Origin of the sequence: Bacteroides sp. ET336 (assembly GCF_024733815.1) — a bacterium.
In the GTDB taxonomy this organism is placed as follows: domain Bacteria; phylum Bacteroidota; class Bacteroidia; order Bacteroidales; family Bacteroidaceae; genus Phocaeicola; species Phocaeicola cellulolyticus.
Genome location: NZ_JANRHK010000003.1, coordinates 298231 through 316504, shown reverse-complemented (window position 1 = coordinate 316504; position 18274 = coordinate 298231). Strand labels below are relative to the sequence as shown.

At 42.5% G+C, this 18274-nt stretch carries 16 protein-coding genes; 7 read left to right on the top strand and 9 right to left on the bottom strand.

From position 1 onward, the window contains the following. Positions 1–10: 10 nt before the first annotated feature. From NW213_RS05635 to NW213_RS05605, 7 genes are all read right to left on the bottom strand, one after another. Complete coding sequence (locus tag NW213_RS05635; protein WP_258322105.1) at positions 11–487, bottom strand: hypothetical protein; 477 nt, start codon at positions 485–487, stop codon at positions 11–13. Beyond that, positions 474–674: an Arc family DNA-binding protein gene (locus tag NW213_RS05630; RefSeq protein WP_235339603.1), complete on the bottom strand. Its 201-nt coding sequence runs from the start codon at positions 672–674 to the stop codon at positions 474–476. Before NW213_RS05630 ends, NW213_RS05635 begins: the two co-directional genes overlap by 14 nt. Before the next feature lie 14 nt (positions 675–688). Next, a complete protein-coding gene (locus NW213_RS05625) occupies positions 689–1642 on the bottom strand; it encodes an SPFH domain-containing protein (protein ID WP_235354337.1) in 954 nt (317 codons plus the stop codon). A 152-nt stretch (positions 1643–1794) separates the two neighbouring features. Next, the gene (locus NW213_RS05620; protein ID WP_258322104.1) at positions 1795–4926 is read right to left on the bottom strand and encodes a type I restriction endonuclease subunit R; all 3132 of its coding nucleotides are present in this window, start codon (positions 4924–4926) and stop codon (positions 1795–1797) included. Positions 4927–4932: 6 nt separating this feature from the next. Further along, positions 4933–5166: a DUF3791 domain-containing protein gene (locus tag NW213_RS05615; protein WP_258322103.1), complete on the bottom strand. Its 234-nt coding sequence runs from the start codon at positions 5164–5166 to the stop codon at positions 4933–4935. Next, a complete protein-coding gene (locus NW213_RS05610; RefSeq protein WP_235339599.1) occupies positions 5163–5633 on the bottom strand; it encodes a DUF3990 domain-containing protein in 471 nt (156 codons plus the stop codon). Before NW213_RS05610 ends, NW213_RS05615 begins: the two co-directional genes overlap by 4 nt. 2 nt (positions 5634–5635) lie before the next feature. After that, positions 5636–5851, bottom strand: a complete 216-nt coding sequence (locus NW213_RS05605; RefSeq protein WP_258322102.1) for a DUF3791 domain-containing protein — start codon at positions 5849–5851, stop codon at positions 5636–5638. Between the two features lie 126 nt (positions 5852–5977). Here NW213_RS05605 and NW213_RS05600 point away from each other — a divergent pair, with 126 nt between their 5' ends. Continuing rightward, positions 5978–6394 carry a helix-turn-helix domain-containing protein gene (locus tag NW213_RS05600; protein WP_225226499.1) on the top strand — a complete coding sequence of 139 codons (417 nt, stop codon included), beginning with the start codon at positions 5978–5980 and terminating at the stop codon, positions 6392–6394. Further along, positions 6310–6993: an IS630 family transposase gene (locus NW213_RS05595; protein WP_225226500.1), complete on the top strand. Its 684-nt coding sequence runs from the start codon at positions 6310–6312 to the stop codon at positions 6991–6993. The genes NW213_RS05600 and NW213_RS05595 overlap by 85 nt, the downstream gene beginning before the upstream one ends. A gap of 261 nt (positions 6994–7254) precedes the next feature. Here NW213_RS05595 and NW213_RS05590 read toward each other — a convergent pair whose 3' ends face one another. Both NW213_RS05590 and NW213_RS05585 read right to left on the bottom strand, forming a co-directional pair. Then, entirely contained in the window at positions 7255–8448 is a 1194-nt protein-coding gene (locus NW213_RS05590) for a restriction endonuclease subunit S (RefSeq protein ID WP_258322101.1), read from the bottom strand. Beyond that, positions 8445–10013 (bottom strand): type I restriction-modification system subunit M, encoded by a 1569-nt coding sequence (locus NW213_RS05585; RefSeq protein WP_258322100.1) that lies wholly within the window; start codon positions 10011–10013, stop codon positions 8445–8447. The genes NW213_RS05590 and NW213_RS05585 overlap by 4 nt, the downstream gene beginning before the upstream one ends. 373 nt (positions 10014–10386) lie before the next feature. Here NW213_RS05585 and NW213_RS05580 point away from each other — a divergent pair, with 373 nt between their 5' ends. The 5 genes from NW213_RS05580 to NW213_RS05560 all read left to right on the top strand — a co-directional run bounded on the left by NW213_RS05580 (position 10387) and on the right by NW213_RS05560 (position 18270). After that, entirely contained in the window at positions 10387–10701 is a 315-nt protein-coding gene (locus tag NW213_RS05580) for an ATP-dependent Clp protease adaptor ClpS (RefSeq protein WP_154042845.1), read from the top strand. A 17-nt stretch (positions 10702–10718) separates the two neighbouring features. Beyond that, positions 10719–12941 (top strand): AAA family ATPase, encoded by a 2223-nt coding sequence (locus NW213_RS05575; RefSeq protein ID WP_258322099.1) that lies wholly within the window; start codon positions 10719–10721, stop codon positions 12939–12941. Positions 12942–12947: 6 nt separating this feature from the next. Further along, on the top strand, positions 12948–13589 hold the full coding sequence (aat, locus tag NW213_RS05570; protein WP_258322098.1) for a leucyl/phenylalanyl-tRNA--protein transferase: 642 nt from the start codon (positions 12948–12950) through the stop codon (positions 13587–13589). 280 nt (positions 13590–13869) lie between these two features. Beyond that, the gene (locus NW213_RS05565) at positions 13870–15009 is read left to right on the top strand and encodes a serine hydrolase (protein ID WP_258322097.1); all 1140 of its coding nucleotides are present in this window, start codon (positions 13870–13872) and stop codon (positions 15007–15009) included. A gap of 12 nt (positions 15010–15021) precedes the next feature. After that, positions 15022–18270: an exodeoxyribonuclease V subunit beta gene (locus tag NW213_RS05560; RefSeq protein WP_258322096.1), complete on the top strand. Its 3249-nt coding sequence runs from the start codon at positions 15022–15024 to the stop codon at positions 18268–18270. Positions 18271–18274: the final 4 nt, after the last annotated feature.

Here is an 18274-nt window from a genome sequence, read left to right as displayed (position 1 = left end):
TATGTTTTAATTATTTGTTCCTGATAGCAAAAATATAATAGACCATTATTGAAAGCAACATTGCCGTTACAGATATTCCTATAGCAGGATTTGCCCAAGGATAATTGATGGACAATGCGTTGAAGACAAGCATCAGACAGATAAGAATATTTACAATTCTCATTAACCGAAGCGCCATAACATATTGCTTCACAATATTCTGTCGTGATATTCTCACCGAGAAACGTATATATTCCACCGGAGTGTAAGGACATGTAAATACCAGCAGACAAACAAGAAGATTTATCAGGAAACCTGCCAGCGTATCCTTATTTTCAAATCCACTATTCGCCACAAAATATATACATCCAGCTATTACCATCAGCGCTGAAACCGCCTCAAACACCCTGTCAATCAAAGAAGGATGATACTTGATATTTATATCCTGATCTTGAACCGAATATGGTCCTAGGTTTATATTAAAGAAACGTATCCTAATCTTTTTCATCGTCTGTCACCCTTTCTTTTCGTGTTTTCTTCAATCGGCCACTTTTTCGCAAAGCCTCGTTGATTATCCACTGAAGCTGACCGTTGGTACTGCGAAATTCATCCGCAGCCCATTGCTCAATGGCTTCCATAGTTTCCGAATCCACACGAAGCACAAAACTCTTTATCGAACTTTCTTTTTGGGCCATAATGTTTGTTTTTATCAATGATGCAATGTTCCCGTATTAACTACAGGCTGTGCAGCCTCATCAGCACAAAGGACAACCAGCAGATTGCTTACCATTGCAGCTTTACGTTCTTCGTCAAGTTCAACAATTTCTTCATCTGAAAGTTTGTCAAGAGCCATTTTAACCATCGAAACCGCACCTTCAACGATTTTTTCCCTCGCACTGATGATTGCAGAAGCCTGCTGGCGGCGCAACATAACAGCCGCGATTTCAGGAGCGTATGCCAGATAGTTTATCCTTGCCTCTAAAATTTCAATTCCCGCCATAGCCAGACGTTCATTCAGTTTCTGTTCCAACTGTTCATTTATTTCTTCACCACCGGAACGCAAAGTCAACTCATCAGCTTCCGACTCATTATTATCATATGCATACTGTCCTGCCACCTGACGCAAAGCAGCGTCACTCTGTATGCGAACAAAATTCTCGAAAGCATTCATGCGGCTGCCCACCGTACTTCCAACTGTGACCTCTTTACCATTAGCTGTTGAAGTATTAGCTATTGTCTGAGAATCAATTTCAAACATAGCCTTGTAAGTATCCTTCACCTTCCAAACAAGTACAAGACCTATCAGTACAGGATTACCAATTTTGTCGTTCACCTTTATAGGCTCAACATCCAGGTTTCTTGCACGCAAAGAAAGTTTCTTCTTATCCATAAAAGGGTTCACCCAAAAGAATCCAGTTTCCTTGAATGTTCCTTTATACTTTCCGAAGAAGACCATCACCCTGGCCTCATTAGGTTCCAACTGCATATATCCGCTCCAAAATATCAACCATACCAAAATACACAATGCACCTACTATATACAAAGCTATAAGCCCTGGAAGGAAGCAAGCAACTGCAGCTCCTGTAAGCACTACCAAATGTAAAAACAAGGCTAAAAAGCCATTCATTTTAAAACCTTTGTAAACTAATTCTTTCGTATCCATAATTATAAGATTAAATGATATTATTTTGATATCACAAATATATGGATTTAATTTTACTTTCAAAAGAAATTAGAGATTTTTTTCCGATAAAATCCCCATGTACAAACAATAAAAAAAGAGACATGACCTGCTAAGCCATATCTCTTCTTTACCTATAACTCTCCCCCTGAAATATCAAAGAAACGTTCAAAGAAAGCCTTCAGTTTTTCCAGTACAGTTTTCTTTTTCACCTCTCTTGTCTTATCAAAGATAGACATAGGAGGGAGTATTTTTGCTATACCCGTACCCGATTCCTGTATCCCCCCATCCTTGAAAGACTGGTTCACGAAATGATACGTTTCCTCCGGTTTCAGTTTCTCCTCCGAAATAATCTCATCCAGCTGTCTGCGTTGCTGTTCCTTCACATACTTCTGCCAGTCATCACTGACATTCTTGTCAGGCGTAAGCTGATCTATGAAGTTTTCAATAAGTTCTTTTTTGTTTCTCAGGTCAGGACTTGCCCCGATAGCTTTCCGTATGGTGATACGTATCTCCTTATCGCCCGTGTTGCCGTCATGCATCTGCTCTATCAGATACAGAATATAGTCGATGTTTATCTCCACTTGTTTGATAAGCTCCATCTCGAAGATAATATCATCATTCACATCCACCACATCACCCTGCCTGTTCCTCCTATACTTCTCATACAGGTCGATATAAAGACTGTGATAATCCTGCACATCCCTTTCGGAAAGGATTTCCATACCGGCAAACTGGTCAAACGTGGACAATATGTTTGTAGCCTTCAGTATAGCTCCATACAGACGGATGAATTTCTTTTCCGAGTCCTCACCCATAATGCGTTTTTCCAAAGGATAGTCTTCCAGCAGTGTATTCACCAGTTCCATGTACCCCGGCTGATGCTTGTCATTCTCATCCTCATAACCGTTGTAATACTCATCGAAAGTCTTCAGCAGTACCAATCCTCCAGCCTTCTTGTCACCAAACAGGGCGATACTCTCGTTTGTGGCATGTTCCAGATTCCGGAAACATACTATATTACCGAACGTCTTTACGGAATTAAGAATTCTGTTCGTTCTGGAATACGCCTGCAACAAACCGTGCATTCTCAGGTTCTTGTCCACCCAGAGAGTATTGAGCGTAGTAGCGTCAAATCCTGTCAGAAACATGTTCACCACTATTAGCAGGTCTATCTCCCTGTTCTTAATACGAAGCGACACATCCTTATAGTAGTTCTGAAATTTCTCGGAGCTTGTATCATAGTTGGTAGCAAACATTTTGTTATAGTCCACAATCGCACTTTCAAGAAAATCGCGCGAACTCTTATCCAGTCCGTCGGTATTTTCAGAGTTCTCATCATCAGGTATTCCGCTGAAATCCTCTTCAGCCTCATTTGCCCCATAGCTGTATATGATGGCAACATTCAGTTTCCTGTCAGGCGACAGTTCCTCCATCTGACGCTTGAACTCCAGATAATACAGTTTGGCAGCCTCGATGGACGAAACGGCAAATATAGAGTTGAAGCCCTGCATACGCACCTTCTGTTTCTGCTCCTTAACCTCATTATTGCCTTTCTTTCCTCCTTCAGCCACTTCCGATATATTGGTCAGCTTATTGAAAGTAAACGACTTTCCGTTTCTTTTGGTCTTCTGTGCGAAATGCTCCAATATATAAGCCACAATATGACTTATGCGTTCGGGAGCCATAAGTGCCTTCTCGCGGTCTATGTTCCTCACCTGCTCGTCGCGTATATCCTCCTGCTCACGCATCGTACTTATATAGTCCACACGGAAAGGCAGCACATTGCCGTCAGCTATGGCATCCACAATAGTATATATGTGTAGTCTTTTGCCGAAAGCCTGGTCGGTAGTTTTCAAGTCGAACTTACCTCCCGTAGATGAGTTGTTCGGGAATATCGGAGTACCTGTAAATCCGAACAGATGATACTTCTTGAACTTCTTCACTATGGCCGTATGCATCTCGCCGAACTGGCTGCGGTGACACTCATCGAATATCATCACTATATGCTTACCATAAACCTCGTGCGAACGGTTTTGGGATATGAATATTGACAACTTCTGTATCGTAGTGATTATGATATGCGCATCGTCATTCTCCAGCTGTTTTTTCAGTACAGCCGTATTCGTATTGCTGTTTGCCGCCCCTTTCTCAAAGCGGTCATACTCCTTCATAGTCTGGTAGTCCAGATCCTTTCGGTCCACCACAAACAGTACCTTATCGATACCTTCCATCTTGCTGGCGAGTCGTGCCGTCTTGAATGAAGTAAGCGTCTTGCCGCTTCCCGTGGTATGCCATACATAGCCACCGCCTTCCACCGTGCCATACTTCTTGTAGTTGGTCGATACCCGTATCTGTTGCAGAATACTTTCTGTAGCGGCAATCTGATAAGGCCTCATCACTAAGAGCAGTTTCTCGGAAGTAAACACACAATATTTGGTCAGGATATTCAGCAGTGTATGTTTGGCAAAGAAAGTAGCCGTGAAGTCCACCAAATCCGGAATAATCTGATTATCCCTTCTTGCCCAGTAGCTTGTAAACTCAAAACTGTTGCTGGTCTGGTTCTTGCTTTTCGACTGGTTTTTCTTCTGTTGTTCTGCAATGTGCGAAACACGGGTGGTATTGCTGTAATACTTGGTCTGCGTGCCGTTGCTGATGACAAATATCTGCACGTATTCAAACAACCCGCATCCGGCCCAAAAACTTTCCCTGTTGTAGCGCCGTATCTGATTAAAGGCCTCTTTTATGTCCACTCCTCTGCGTTTCAGCTCCACGTGTACCAGTGGCAATCCGTTCACTAAGATAGTCACGTCGTAACGGTTTTCGTGGCTGCCATCTTCGGGCACATACTGGTTGATAACCTGCAAGTAGTTATTGTGTATGTCCTTTTTGTCGAGCAGATAAATATTCTTGGTGGAACCGTCCTCACGGGTCAACAGCTGGATGTAATCATCCTGCACGATGGCTGTTTTCTCCACTATGCCGTTGTTCTGGTTTGCGATCTTCTCCTTGAAGAAAGCCGTCCACTCCCTGTCAGTAAAACGGTAGTCATTCAGTTTTTCCAGCTGCGCACGAAGATTCGCCACCAGTTCCATCTCGGAAGTGATTGGAAGATAATCATACGCCTGTGTCCGGAGCTGATCTATAAACTCCTTCTCCATTTCCGCCTCACTCTGATACTGCTTAGCCGAGCGATATCGCGGTTCATAATCAGCTACTACTGTGCTCAGCGGATTTTCCGCTACCATTTTATATTGGTCTGACATTTTATGTTATAGTTCCTGTTTTCGTTTCTGATTTATATAATCGTCCCAGATTTCTGTAGCAAGATATTTGTCACTTCTACAATGAAGGTCGGCAATACCTTCCTCTATCAAATCCGCGATACTTGAATTATAATATATATCTGTTGCTTCTTCAATTGTAATATTATACATTTGGCTCAAAGCAGCTATCACATTAGCACACTTTATACCTTTATATATCTGTTTTGAAACTTCAGTCATAATTTTACACTCTCTATATATTTCAAACATTCATCCAACATCTGTTGCGAACGAATACAAAACTGAATATTGGGCTTTTCGTACATCAACAAACCCAAAGCCTGTTCTTTAGACAATTCACCTTCAAAATATCTGTCTAAAGTCAAAATAACACGATCATTGGCAATACCTCCAATAATCATGTCATAGAACTCGACAGGCTCACCCGAACGGCATTTTGCGACATAATCCAACCATTCGTTATTATAAGAATCAAATCGGAGTAATTTCCATTTATTTAAGTCGTCACTAAGTTCATAAATATTGAGCACAGCCGATTCTCCTCGTCTTAAAAAGCGTAATGCATATTTCTCTGCCTGTTCACGCAATGTTGTGATATAGAAACCACGGCCGAAATCAAGATACTCTCTTGAATGTATAGTGTCTGGATTTTCCACCACAATACTTGAAGCATGATAAACTTTCATTACTACAATACTCCTTTCTTTTTCATATACTCTGTCAGGTCTTCTATCAGATAGCGTGAGCCGAAGGTATGCAACACATCGTATGAAGGAACTATGTATCCATATAAAATACCAGACTCTTTGAGTTTTCTGTAAATTTCTTTTTGCGTCAAATTAAGATGCAATGACAATGAACTAATACAGTATGTTACAAATTCCAGAACTTTTCTATCCATCATAAACAGTATTATTGTTGGTTTATCGTATCAAATATATAGATGTTTAATTCCATAAGTAGATGTTCATAATTAGTTTATATCATATAGATTTGCTACCTTTGCCTCATAATCCTCAAAGCTACCTCTATGGGCAAAGTCAAATCAATCAGATTAAAGGACTCCGAACGGTTGTCCTTGGAGGCAGGCTTCCGAAATGGTTCGAGCCATTGCTTCCGGATGCGCTGCCGTGCCGTACTGCTCAAATCAGCAGGTTTTTCAAGCAAGGCCATAGGTTTGCAGACAGAAATGTCGCATGTGTCCGTCAACTTTTGGGTAAAACGTTTTTTAACGGAAGGCATCAACGGCCTACAGACCCGCCCCGGCCGTGGCCGCAAACCTATCATGGACTGTACGGACGAGGAAGTTGTCCGCAAAGCCATCGAACAGGACAGACAGAGCGTGAGCAAAGCCAGGGAAGCCTGGCAGAAAGCCACGGGCAAGGAAGCGAGCGACCTGACGTTCAAGCGTTTTTTATCAGCATTGGCGCAAGATATAAGCGAATAAGGAAACGCCCAAGGGGAGTACCCTCGCCGCAACTCTATGCGTATAAGACCGAGAAGTTGCAAGAACTTGAACAGCTGAACAGAGACGGCAAAATAGACCTCTATTATGCCGATGAAAGTCATGTATGCACCGAAGGCTATGTGCCTTACGGCTGGCAATTCCGTGACGAAGATGTGTATATCCCTTCCCAAAAGGCACAAAGAGTCAACATCTTCGGCATGATAGACCGGAACAACCGCTATCATGGATTCACCACGACTGAAAGCATTGATGCGGACAAAATCGTTGAGTACCTCGATGGCTTTTCCTTGCGCATAAAAAGAGATACGTTCATCGTGCTTGACAATGCGAGCGTACATCGGAACAAGAAAGTACGGGAACTGAGAGTGCTGTGGGAGAAACGTGGGCTTTTCCTCTTTTACCTTCCGCCGTATTCCCCTCACCTGAACCTTGCGGAAACCTTGTGGAGGATAATGAAGACCAAATGGATCAGACCGCAGGACTATGCAAGTAGCGACAATCTCTTTTACACCGTCAATAGGGCATTGGCGGCTGTCGGGGATACCTTGGGAATTAAACTTAAACATAATGCTGCTTAATTTTGATTAGTTACTTATATGCAAATATAGCCTTTTTCCTTAAATCACAGAACATTACGCGGGATGATTTTTCGTATTGCCGCATCAGACCCAATACATCACATTTAACGAACGGCCAATGAACGCCCGATGAACATAATATGAAGGCTTTTCGAATGGGATTTAAATGCTATTTAAGCGGCGTTTAAACATCATTTAATCTGACTCGAAAAGCATTCATTAGCCATTCACTGACCGTTCAGTGAATAGCTAAAGGACAAATCAAGATATTCTTTTGAATGTCAACAGTTTATTGCGGTAATACTCGTATTGTTCCTGAACGGCGGCTATCTCAGCTGGAAGCCCTTGTGAAAGGTTATTCACTAATATCTCAAACTTGTCAAGAATGGTTGCTAAGCGCTTTTGCTCTTTATACGGTGGAATTGGGATTAAAATTTTTCCCATTAATTTTTTTGAAACGTTGAATCGAGTTACTCCATTAGCAGTCTTGGTTATTTCTGCCCGCATAGCCTTACAGCGTAAAAGATGTTTTAGAAAGTCGGGGAAAAACAGTGATTTATCATATGGACGGAAACCAAAACAAAAGCTGTTAAGGTAAATTGGCTCAGAAACATCTTCTGTAACAACCGATGACATGCCACACTCGTCTGGAGTTTCTGAAGAACCTGTAAACAGGACATCTCCATACTGAATAGTGTTTTGCTTTTCTCCCTTTGCGATTTTCACCATATCATTTGTATGAATGTTTAGTGACAAGTTCTTGTACACATTCATATATGTGGCATATTTTGAATTGCCATTTTCAAAATCAGATTTAGATTTTCCAGAAAGACCACCATAAAAATCACCTATCTCACTCATCTTCATCCACCTTACCTCTTGTTTACCCCCCCCTATTTTAGCAAACGTTAACAATTTATTCCGATAATACTCATATTGTTCTTTCCTCGCTTGCAATTCTGCTTGCAATTCTTCAACTTGTAACGTGAAAGTATCGAGAATACGGACTATTTCGTTTTGGACTTCAAGGGGAGGAATAGGGATTTCAAAATTATCTACAACTGTCCTCGACAGTCGAGGTACACTTGCGCGTCTAACTTTAGATACAAAAAATAGCTTATTAGAAATCAAGCAATAATAAATGAATTTATTAATAATATTATTTGGAGATATAATAGCAAGACAATCGTCTGCTGCCCAAATAGGCTCTTCTGTATAACCAATTTCACCTGCAGCACCGGCACTTATTACAAAAGTAATATTTGCCGGATAATTGTTTTTGTCATAATATCCAAGAGGTATAAGACTATTCTGAAATACAGGATATTTGCCATCATTAATCAAATCATTTTTAACAACTCTAACGCCTCTCTTTATCTCACACACCTCCCCCAACTTCCTAAACTCCACCCCATTAGGACAAAGTTCCTTTATCAATTCCTGCAACTTACTCATAGTCCGTCCTCCTCCAATTCTGCCACTATTCTGTCTATCTCCATTCGTAACTCATTCTCTCGAGCCACGATACGACGGATACGCTCGTTCAGTTCCTTGATATCCGTCTGCGGACGGGTATCTTCTGCCTCTATATAGCTGCTGACTGACAGATTATAGTCGTTTTCGGCTATGGCGGCATTGTCCACCAAGGCAGAGAAATGCTTCACCTCCTTGCGGTCGATATACTCATTGAGGATATTATTTATATTTTCAGGCGAGAGCTTGTTCTTGTTGCCCTCGTGGATAAACTCGGCACCGGCATCGATGAACAGAGTCTTGTTCTCCTTCTTGCTTTTCTTCAGTACTATGATACAGGTAGCGATACCAACTCCGAAGAAGAGATTGGAAGGCAGCTGGATGACAGTATCCACATAGTTGTTGTCTATCAGATATTTGCGAATCTTCTGCTCCGCTCCGCCACGATAGAGTACACCAGGGAACTCGACTATTGCCGCTGTTCCGTCGGTGGAAAGCCACGACAGCATGTGCATCGTAAAGGCAAGGTCAGCCTTGGTTTTCGGCGCCAATACTCCGGCAGGTGCGAAACGCGGGTCGTTGATAAGCACCGGATTGGAATCACCAGCCCACTTGGTGGAATAAGGCGGATTGGAAACTATGGCATCAAAAGGCTCGTCACCCCAGTGATACGGCTCGGTCAGCGTGTCGCCACAATGAATGTCGAACTTCTCATAATTGATGTCGTGAAGGAACATATTGATACGGCAGAGATTGTAGGTGGTGATATTGATTTCTTGTCCGAAGAAACCCGTGCGCACATTCTCCTTACCCAATACCTTGGCAAACTGCAACAGCAATGAGCCGGAACCGCAGGCAGGGTCATAGACCTTGTTCACCTCTTTTTTGCCAACCACAGTGATGCGTGCCAGCAGTTCACTCACCTCCTGTGGAGTGAAGAACTCGCCACCGGACTTTCCGGCATTTCTTGCATACATCGTCATAAGAAACTCGTACGCATCGCCGAACACGTCTATCTGATTGTCGGCATAATCGCCTTTCAAGTCAAGACTTCCTATTGTGTTCAGAATCTTGCATAGGGTTTCGTTGCGCTTGGTCACGGTATTGCCAAGCTTATTGCTGTTCACGTCTATATCGTCGAAAAGCCCCTTCAGGTCGTCCTCGCTGTCTGTTCCCTTGGCAGACGATTCTATATTGTCGAATACCGACTGTAGTGTTTCGTTCAGATTAGGGTCGTTCTTCGCCCTAGCGCGTACATTGCAGAACAGTTCGGAAGGAAGGATGAAGAAACCTTTTTCCTGCACTATCATCTCGCGTGCGCTTTCAGCCTCCTCGTCAGAGAAAGAAGTATAATCGAAGCCGTCCATCCCTGCTTCCTGCTGGAGCCTGTTGATATAGTTGGTGATATTCTCCGAGATGAAGCGGTAGAAAAGCATTCCGAGTACGTACTGCTTGAAGTCCCATCCATCGACACTATTTCTCAAATCTTCGGCCGTAGCCCATATAGTCTTGAACAATTCCTGTTTCTGCTGTATACTTGTTGCCATTATAGTTTTTACTTTTATATATAAATCCGTTATTCCCTGCCAGATGCCACCCCGGCAGCCTGTTACTACTGCAAAGATATATAAATACCGTTTAAAATTCACTAAACCGAGCTGACAAAAAACCTATTTTTCCACATCATTTTCTATAGATATAACTTGTATTTATAAAAACCACACTTGTATTTATATAAACCACAGTGTTGTTTTTATAAACCACAGTGTGGTTTATAAAAAATGACATGTTATTTTGATAAATATACAAGACTATTTTAAAAGATTCATTAGACAATAGACTAATTATAAGAGTTATTACCTTACTAAATAATGAGCAATCATTGAAATATAAAGTTTTTTTATTAAGTTTGTTCTCATTATGGGAAAACAACAGACAAACATAAAGGAAAAAGGACGTGTCAGCCTGAAAGAGCCGAGACGTTATAAAGTAGTTATCTATAACGATGACTTCACAACCATGGATTTCGTGGTAAAGATTCTGACTACAGTATTCTTCAAATCGGAAAATGAAGCTGAGGTACTGATGATGAGTGTTCACAAAAGCGGTTCTGCAGTTGTGGGCATTTACAGCTACGACATTGCGCTGTCTAAGGTGAGAAAAGCTACGGACATGGCACGTGAAGAAGGATTTCCACTAAAACTTACAGTACTGCCTGAGGACAAGCAGGCCTAACATTCACAACAGAAAATATGGACTTGAAATATACTAAACACGTAAATAAAGCATTGGAAGTTGCACATACGGAAGCCAAGTTCAGGAGACACGAATTTGTTACTCCCGAGCACCTGTTGTATGCCCTAATGCAACAGGATGAATTCGTATATGCACTTGAGGACATGGCTTGCAACATAAACAAGCTGGAGAAAAACGTAAAGGAAGTTCTGAACACAAAATTCGAGGTCTTGCCTGAAGGAACGCAATACGAGCCGGAAAACTCTACTCAAATGGCAGAGATTTTCATAAAGGCACACATGATTGTCACATTCTCAGGAGCCAACGAGATAGATGTTCCACACTTGGTACAGGGTATGCTTGAACTGACAGACTCCTGGGCAGCATACATCCTGAAAAATACCTTGAAAGATGATATTGCCGAGTTCACAAGCATGCTCATTGATGAATACAGCTATGATTACGATGACATTCTTGATCATGAACACGGCTATGAAAAAAACGAGACATGGAAGAACTTCGTAACCTGCATAAACGACAATTTAGAGAGCCATAATCCGCTTATCGGAAGAGAAGAAGAACTTGAAAAGACTATCAGGGTTCTGTGCCGCAAGGAAAAGAACAATCCTTTGCATATAGGAGAATCAGGTGTCGGAAAGACTTCTCTCATATATGGTCTTGCAGAAAGGATAGAGAAAGGCAATGTGCCGGAGAAACTGAAAGGTTACCGCATATATGAGCTCGACCTTGGCGGTATCATAGCCGGAACACAGTACCGTGGTGAGTTTGAGAAAAGACTGAAAGGTATTATGTTGGGAGCTGAGAAAGAGGGCAAAGCCATCATCTACATTGACGAAATCCACAATCTTATCGGTGCCGGAAGAACCAGTGACGGATCGTTGGACGCATCGAATATGCTTAAACCATACCTTGAAGGAGGAAATATAAAATTCGTTGGTTCAACCACTTACGAAGAGTACAACAAATACTTTGCAGGAAGCAAGGGAATGGTAAGACGTTTCCAACAGATAGATATTCTCGAACCAAGCATTGACGATACAGTCAAGATTATAAAAGGACTTATAAAGGGATACGAAACTTTCCACAACGTGAAGTATCGTAAGGGAGTGATTGAGTATGCCGTAAGCATGAGTGACAAATACATCAAAGATAAGTTCCTACCCGATAAAGCTATCGACCTGATAGACGAGGCTGGTGCATACAGGGAAATACACAACGACGGGAAAGATAAAAATATCGTTACAAAAGAACTTATTTCTGACATCCTTGCAAGAATGTGTAAGATAGAATCCATCACTGCCAAGGAAGATAATACAGAGCTTGAGCATCTGCCAGCCAAGATGAAAGCGCTTATCTACGGACAGGATCAGGCTATCACTCAGGTGACTGAAGCAGTTATGATGTCGAAGGCCGGACTGAACGATGACAACAAGCCTATAGCAAGTCTGCTGTTTGTAGGTCCTACAGGCGTTGGTAAGACAGAAATTGCAAAAGTCCTTGCTGCCGAACTTGGTATAGGTCTGGTACGTTTCGATATGAGTGAATATTCGGAGAAACATACTGTGGCGAAACTTATCGGCTCGCCTGCCGGATATGTGGGCTATGAAGAAGGCGGACTTCTGACAGATGCCATACGCAAGACTCCAAACTGTGTTCTGCTGCTTGACGAAATAGAAAAAGCTCATCCGGACATATTCAACATACTTTTACAGGTGATGGACTATGCCGTGCTTACCGACAACAAGGGACGCAAGTCGGACTGCCGACATCTGATTCTGATTATGACATCGAATGCAGGAGCACAGTATGCACATCAAGCTTCAATTGGGTTCAAGGGACAGGCCACTGCAGGAGATTCCATGCTGAAACAGGTTAAGAAGACATTCAAGCCTGAGTTCTTGAACAGACTCTCTGCCACTGTGGTGTTCAACGATATGGACAGTAACATGGCTCAACTTATCCTCGAAAAGAAACTGAGAGAATTCAGCGCGAAACTTGAAGCTAACAAGGTGACTATGGAAATAGGTACTGATGCCAAGGAATGGTTGCTGAAGAAGAGTATAACCAAGGAATACGGTGCACGCGAAATGGACAGAGTGATAGGTCATCACCTGAAACCGCTGTTCGTCAAGGAAATGCTTTTCGGCAAGCTGAAGAACGGTGGCCATGCTCTTGTCGGCATTGAGAATAATATTCCTGCCATAACCCTGAAAAAGTGATGAGGCATGGTATTCAAGTTGAGTAAAAGACTTGCCTTTCCGGATCCTCATTTGGGAGAGCCGGACGGGCTGCTTGCCATAGGCGGTGATTTGTCAATAGACAGACTGCTGCTGGCATACTCTTACGGTATATTCCCGTGGTATGCCTTCAAGAGACAGGTCATAGAATGGTGGTGTCCTATGCAGAGATTCGTAATCTTCCCTTCGGAGATACATGTATCGCACTCCATGCGTACACTGATAAACAAAGACAAGTACAGAATAAGCATTAACGAAGCTTTTGAGGATGTTATACGCAATTGCGGAAAGCTGCGCGAGGATGAAGAAGGCGCATGGCTAGGCCCGGAAATGACGGAAGCGTACATCAGACTGCATGAACAGCAGTTTGCAGCCAGTGTGGAGGTATGGGAGGATGACAAGCTCGTAGGCGGACTTTATGGTGTAGCATTGGGGAAATGCTTTTTCGGTGAGAGTATGTTCTCGCTTGTTCCAAGTGCTTCAAAACTTGCTCTTATACATCTGGCATGGTTCCTTGAAGAGAGAGGCGGACTGATGATAGACTGCCAGTTCGAGACTCCGCACCTGAAGTCAATGGGTGGAAGGTACATATCGTATGAGGAGTATATGAATATTATTTCGCAGGAATAGATCTAATTGCAAAAAGATACAAAAATCATGGAGTTTTAATAGCATTTAAACAGTATTTAAACACCGTTTAAATGCCATTTAAAAACCATTTAAGCTTAACGCAAAACCTAAAAAGAAAATCCGTCAGTATTTTCACAAACACTGACGGACTTTTAATTAATGAGGAATTAAAAACATAACTCCAACATAAAACCAAACAAGAATATTAAGCTTTTGTATAACTTTCAAAATATATAACAGAGGAACTATAGCTTTTGTTCGATCATAAACAAAAAAAATTATGAAAACAGGGAAAAAAATTCTCATAGCGATACCTATTGCCATAATTATAGCGTATCTGTGCCTGCCTTTCTATGCCAAAAAGGCACTGATCCACTGGTTTCCTACTATTGACGACCTAGGTATTTTCGAACATGCCACTGTTCATGCGCCCGATTCCTGCTGGGAATGGGCTGTCTCGGAGGATTACAATTCTTTTCATCTCTCAAAGGAGGATTCGGCGTACATAGACGATATGAAAACGGTGTCTTTCTTGGTAATAAAAAATGACAGTATTCTGTACGAGACTTATCGCGGAGGATGGAACGACACCCTGACTTCAAACCTGTTTTCTGCCACTAAAAGCATAGTGGGACTACTTGTGGGAATAGCCATAGACGAGGGTAAAATAGGCAGTGTGGACGATAAGGTAATGAAATATATCCCTGAATATAACCGTGGAAGGCAAAAGGGCATCACTATCAGAAACCTGCTTACAATGAGTGCCGGAATGGACTGGGACGAGGCTTACGCTTCTCTTTTCTCTGTAACCACGCACGGATATTACGGCAACGACCTCTACGAACTAATCATGGGCCTTGATATAGTAGATACTCCGGGAGTTCAGTATTCCTACAGAAGCGGTGAGACACAGCTGCTGTCATTTGTTCTTGAAGCGGCAACTGGCGAAACCATCAGCCAATATGCAGAGAAGAAGCTCTGGCAACCGATGATGGCGGGACAGGATGCTTTCTGGCTACTCGACAAGAAGAACGGTGATGAGAAATCATTCTGCTGCTTCCACACAACTGCAAGGGATGCCGCAAGATTCGGACGTCTGATGCTGAACAAAGGAAACTGGAACGGAAGGCAACTGGTCAGCAAGGAATATATAGAAGAGGCCATGACACCGGCATCATATCTGAAAGACCAGTGGGGCAAAGACCCACTTTCATATTATGGCTACCAGACATGGATTATGGACTACAAAGGAAAGAAATGTCCGTACTTCAGAGGTATGCTGGGACAATATATCATAGCCATACCTTCGAAGAATGCCATAGTGGTTCGCCTCGGACATAAACGTTCGAGAGAGTATGTCAAGGAACTCACTACGGACATAATAAGATATATGGAAATAGCTGAAAAAATTTTACAATAATAACCACTCTATATGGAACAGGACCCAAGATTATTAGTATATAAGGCTTCGGCAGGCTCGGGAAAGACTTTTACCCTGGCAGTGCAATATATCAGACAACTGATAGAAGACCCTTACTCGTACAGACGCATCTTAGCCGTTACCTTCACCAACAAGGCTACTACGGAAATGAAGGAAAGAATCCTCAGTCAGCTGTACGGTATCGCCACTTCGCTGAAATCGTCCGACGGATATCTGAAAGAGATAATAAAGACTTCCGATAAAAGTGTTGACGAAATAAGAAAAGCAGCTGACACTGCACTAAAGAATATAATCCACGACTACAGCCGTTTCAGAATAGAGACTATCGACTCGTTCTTCCAGTCGGTTATGAGAAATCTTGCCCGAGAGCTTGAACTTGGCGCAAATATGACAATCGAGCTGAACAATACCGATGTATTAAGTGATGCAGTGGACAGTATGATTGAGAAACTGGACCGCATGTCTCCCACACTCTACTGGCTGCTTGAATATATAGAAGAAAGAATAGCAGACGACAAAAGATGGAATGTATCTTCCGAAATTAAAGGTTTCGGTCGCAATATCTTTGACGAGGCATATATAGAAAAAGGCGTGGCATTACGTGAGAAGCTGAAGGACACTAAGTTTATTCCGCAATACAGGAAAAAACTCCAGGAAAAACGCGAATCCATACTTGACACAATGAAAGGATTCAACGAACACTTTCAGGAAATTCTGAAAGCAAACGGACTAAACCCTACTGATTTAAAGAACGGTGCCAGAGGCATAGCAAGCTATTTCAATAAAATTGCTTCGGGAAAACTGAGCGATGACGTAAGAAATACCACTGTTGAAAAATGCCTGGAAGGTGCGGAAAACTGGACAACAAAGACCTCTCCATATAAAAGTACTATTATATCACTTGCAGACCAGGTACTGATACAAGTGCTTAATGATACGGAGAGCACGAGAATGGCAAGCAACAAGGTTCTGAACTCGTGCGACATGTCACTCCGATATCTCAACAATCTGCAATTACTTATGCGCATAGACAGCGAGGTAAGGGAACAGAACCTTAATCATAACCGTTTCCTGCTTTCGGATACCAACGCTCTGTTGCACAGCATCATCAGGGAGGGCGACGCATCCTTCGTATATGAGAAAATAGGTACTACCATTGACACCGTGATGATAGACGAGTCTCAGGACACATCGCGTATGCAATGGGAAAACTTCCATCTTCTGCTTGAAGAAAGTCTCGCGCAGAAGGAAGGCAGTATGATAGTGGGCGACATAAAGCAAAGTATCTACCGCTGGAGAAACGGCGACTGGAAGATTCTTGCCGGACTGGACAAGGATAGAAGTTTCCGCCTGAACTCGAAAACGCTGGATACAAACTGGCGAAGTGAGGCTAACATCATAGCATTCAACAATGATATATTTACATCTGCCTGTAAGGTTCTGAACGAAAGATACAAGGTTGATGAGGGCGAAGACTGTACACAACTGCTTGACGCGTACAGTGATGTCCGCCAGAAAACATCAAAGGATACGAAGGAAGGATATATCAAGATATCTTTCCTGAAAAACAGCGAGAGACATCCATACACCGATACCACTATGGAACTGCTGGCAGAGGAGGTTGACTCTCTCGTAAAGAAAGGTGTCAGAGTGAACGACATTGCCATTCTGGTGAGAAAAAACAAAAGCATACCTGCCATAGCCGATTACTTCGACAAGAATACTCCATACCGCGTTGTTTCGGACGAAGCTTTCCGGCTTGACGCTTCGCTTGCGGTGTGTATGCTCATCGACGGACTAAGGTATATATCTGAGCCTACTGACAGAATAGCCTGTGCAAGACTGGCTGTGGCTTATCAGAAGGAAATCCTCAAAAAGGACGTGGATTACAACACTGTACTTCTGAATAGCGTTGAGGATTATCTACCTGCCGAGTTCCGTCTTATGCTGCCGGAGATGAGTCTTATGCCGTTGTATGAGCTTCTTGAGAAACTGTTCGTGATTTTCCGCATGGATATGATAGAAGAGCAGGATGCCTATCTCTGTGCCTTCTATGATGCGGTGACTGAATATATGCAGAACAATTCTTCGGAACTGACCTCATTCCTGACATACTGGAACGATACTCTTTATGCAAAGACTATCCCGTCGGGCGAAATATCAGGTATCAGAATCCTTTCAATCCACAAATCGAAAGGCCTGGAATATCACACCGTGTTACTACCGTTCTGTGACTGGAAGATGGAGAATGAAACTTTCAACCACATGTTGTGGTGCAGGATAAACGAAGCGGATGCCGACAAGGAACCGTTCTGTGAACTTGACCTTACTCCTGTGAATTATTCATCTGCCATGGCTGAATCATATTTCAGCGACAGTTATAGAGAAGAACGTCTGCAACTGTGGGTAGATAATCTGAACCTGCTGTATGTTGCATTCACACGTGCATGCAAGAACCTGATAGTGTGGTGCAAGGACGAGCAGAAAGATACCGTATCAAAATTGCTGAGAGAATCAATAGACTGCATGAAAGAAATAAAAATGACATACAACATGCCTGAACTTGATGAGGAAGACGAAGAGAATAAGGAAGAAAACGACGAACCTATCGTATATGAATACGGAGAAATCTGCATTAGCGGCGAAAAGAAAAAATCAGATTCCACAAACAGACTTGTAGCCATACCTGACGCTGTAAACGTAAAGATTGAATCACTTGAAACGGAGATTGACTTCAAGCAGTCCAACCGCTCGGCCGACTTCATCAGAGGCGATGAGGATGAGGAAGAAAATCTTCGTTCGCAATATATCAGACAGGGACAGCTGCTACATACTCTTTTTGCATCTATCGATACGAAGGAAGATTTGATTGCCGCCATAGAAAGACTTCTGTTTGAAGGTGTAATAGAATCGACAGAGAAAGCCCAAGAGATATATGAGATAGCAGAAAGAGCTTTGAACCTTGATGAAGTGAAGGACTGGTATAGTGGAGAATGGACATTGTATAACGAATGTTCCATAATCTATAATGATGAACAGGGAAAGATGCAGACCCGACGTCCGGACCGAGTTATGATGAAGGGAAACGAGGTAGTTGTGGTAGATTTCAAGTTCGGAAAGAAAAAGCCGGAATACTCCACACAAGTCAGAGAGTATATGTCCCTGCTATCGGAAATGGGATATACTGACATAAAAGGATATATATGGTATGTCTATTCCGGAGAACTTGAGAATGTGTAACGAT

Bases quoted from the DNA above. Each gene is read 5' to 3' on its own strand.
- NW213_RS05580 (WP_154042845.1), top strand. From the start codon at position 10,387: ATGGGAAAACAACAGACAAACATAAAGGAAAAAGGACGTGTCAGCCTG.
- NW213_RS05635 (WP_258322105.1), bottom strand. From the start codon at position 487: ATGAAAAAGATTAGGATACGTTTCTTTAATATAAACCTAGGACCATAT.
- NW213_RS05630 (WP_235339603.1), bottom strand. From the start codon at position 674: ATGGCCCAAAAAGAAAGTTCGATAAAGAGTTTTGTGCTTCGTGTGGAT.
- NW213_RS05605 (WP_258322102.1), bottom strand. From the start codon at position 5,851: ATGATGGATAGAAAAGTTCTGGAATTTGTAACATACTGTATTAGTTCA.
- NW213_RS05615 (WP_258322103.1), bottom strand. From the start codon at position 5,166: ATGACTGAAGTTTCAAAACAGATATATAAAGGTATAAAGTGTGCTAAT.
- NW213_RS05610 (WP_235339599.1), bottom strand. From the start codon at position 5,633: ATGAAAGTTTATCATGCTTCAAGTATTGTGGTGGAAAATCCAGACACT.
- aat (WP_258322098.1), top strand. From the start codon at position 12,948: ATGGTATTCAAGTTGAGTAAAAGACTTGCCTTTCCGGATCCTCATTTG.
- NW213_RS05625 (WP_235354337.1), bottom strand. From the start codon at position 1,642: ATGGATACGAAAGAATTAGTTTACAAAGGTTTTAAAATGAATGGCTTT.
- NW213_RS05590 (WP_258322101.1), bottom strand. From the start codon at position 8,448: ATGAGTAAGTTGCAGGAATTGATAAAGGAACTTTGTCCTAATGGGGTG.
- NW213_RS05620 (WP_258322104.1), bottom strand. From the start codon at position 4,926: ATGTCAGACCAATATAAAATGGTAGCGGAAAATCCGCTGAGCACAGTA.
- NW213_RS05565 (WP_258322097.1), top strand. From the start codon at position 13,870: ATGAAAACAGGGAAAAAAATTCTCATAGCGATACCTATTGCCATAATT.
- NW213_RS05585 (WP_258322100.1), bottom strand. From the start codon at position 10,013: ATGGCAACAAGTATACAGCAGAAACAGGAATTGTTCAAGACTATATGG.
- NW213_RS05560 (WP_258322096.1), top strand. From the start codon at position 15,022: ATGGAACAGGACCCAAGATTATTAGTATATAAGGCTTCGGCAGGCTCG.
- NW213_RS05600 (WP_225226499.1), top strand. From the start codon at position 5,978: ATGGGCAAAGTCAAATCAATCAGATTAAAGGACTCCGAACGGTTGTCC.
- NW213_RS05575 (WP_258322099.1), top strand. From the start codon at position 10,719: ATGGACTTGAAATATACTAAACACGTAAATAAAGCATTGGAAGTTGCA.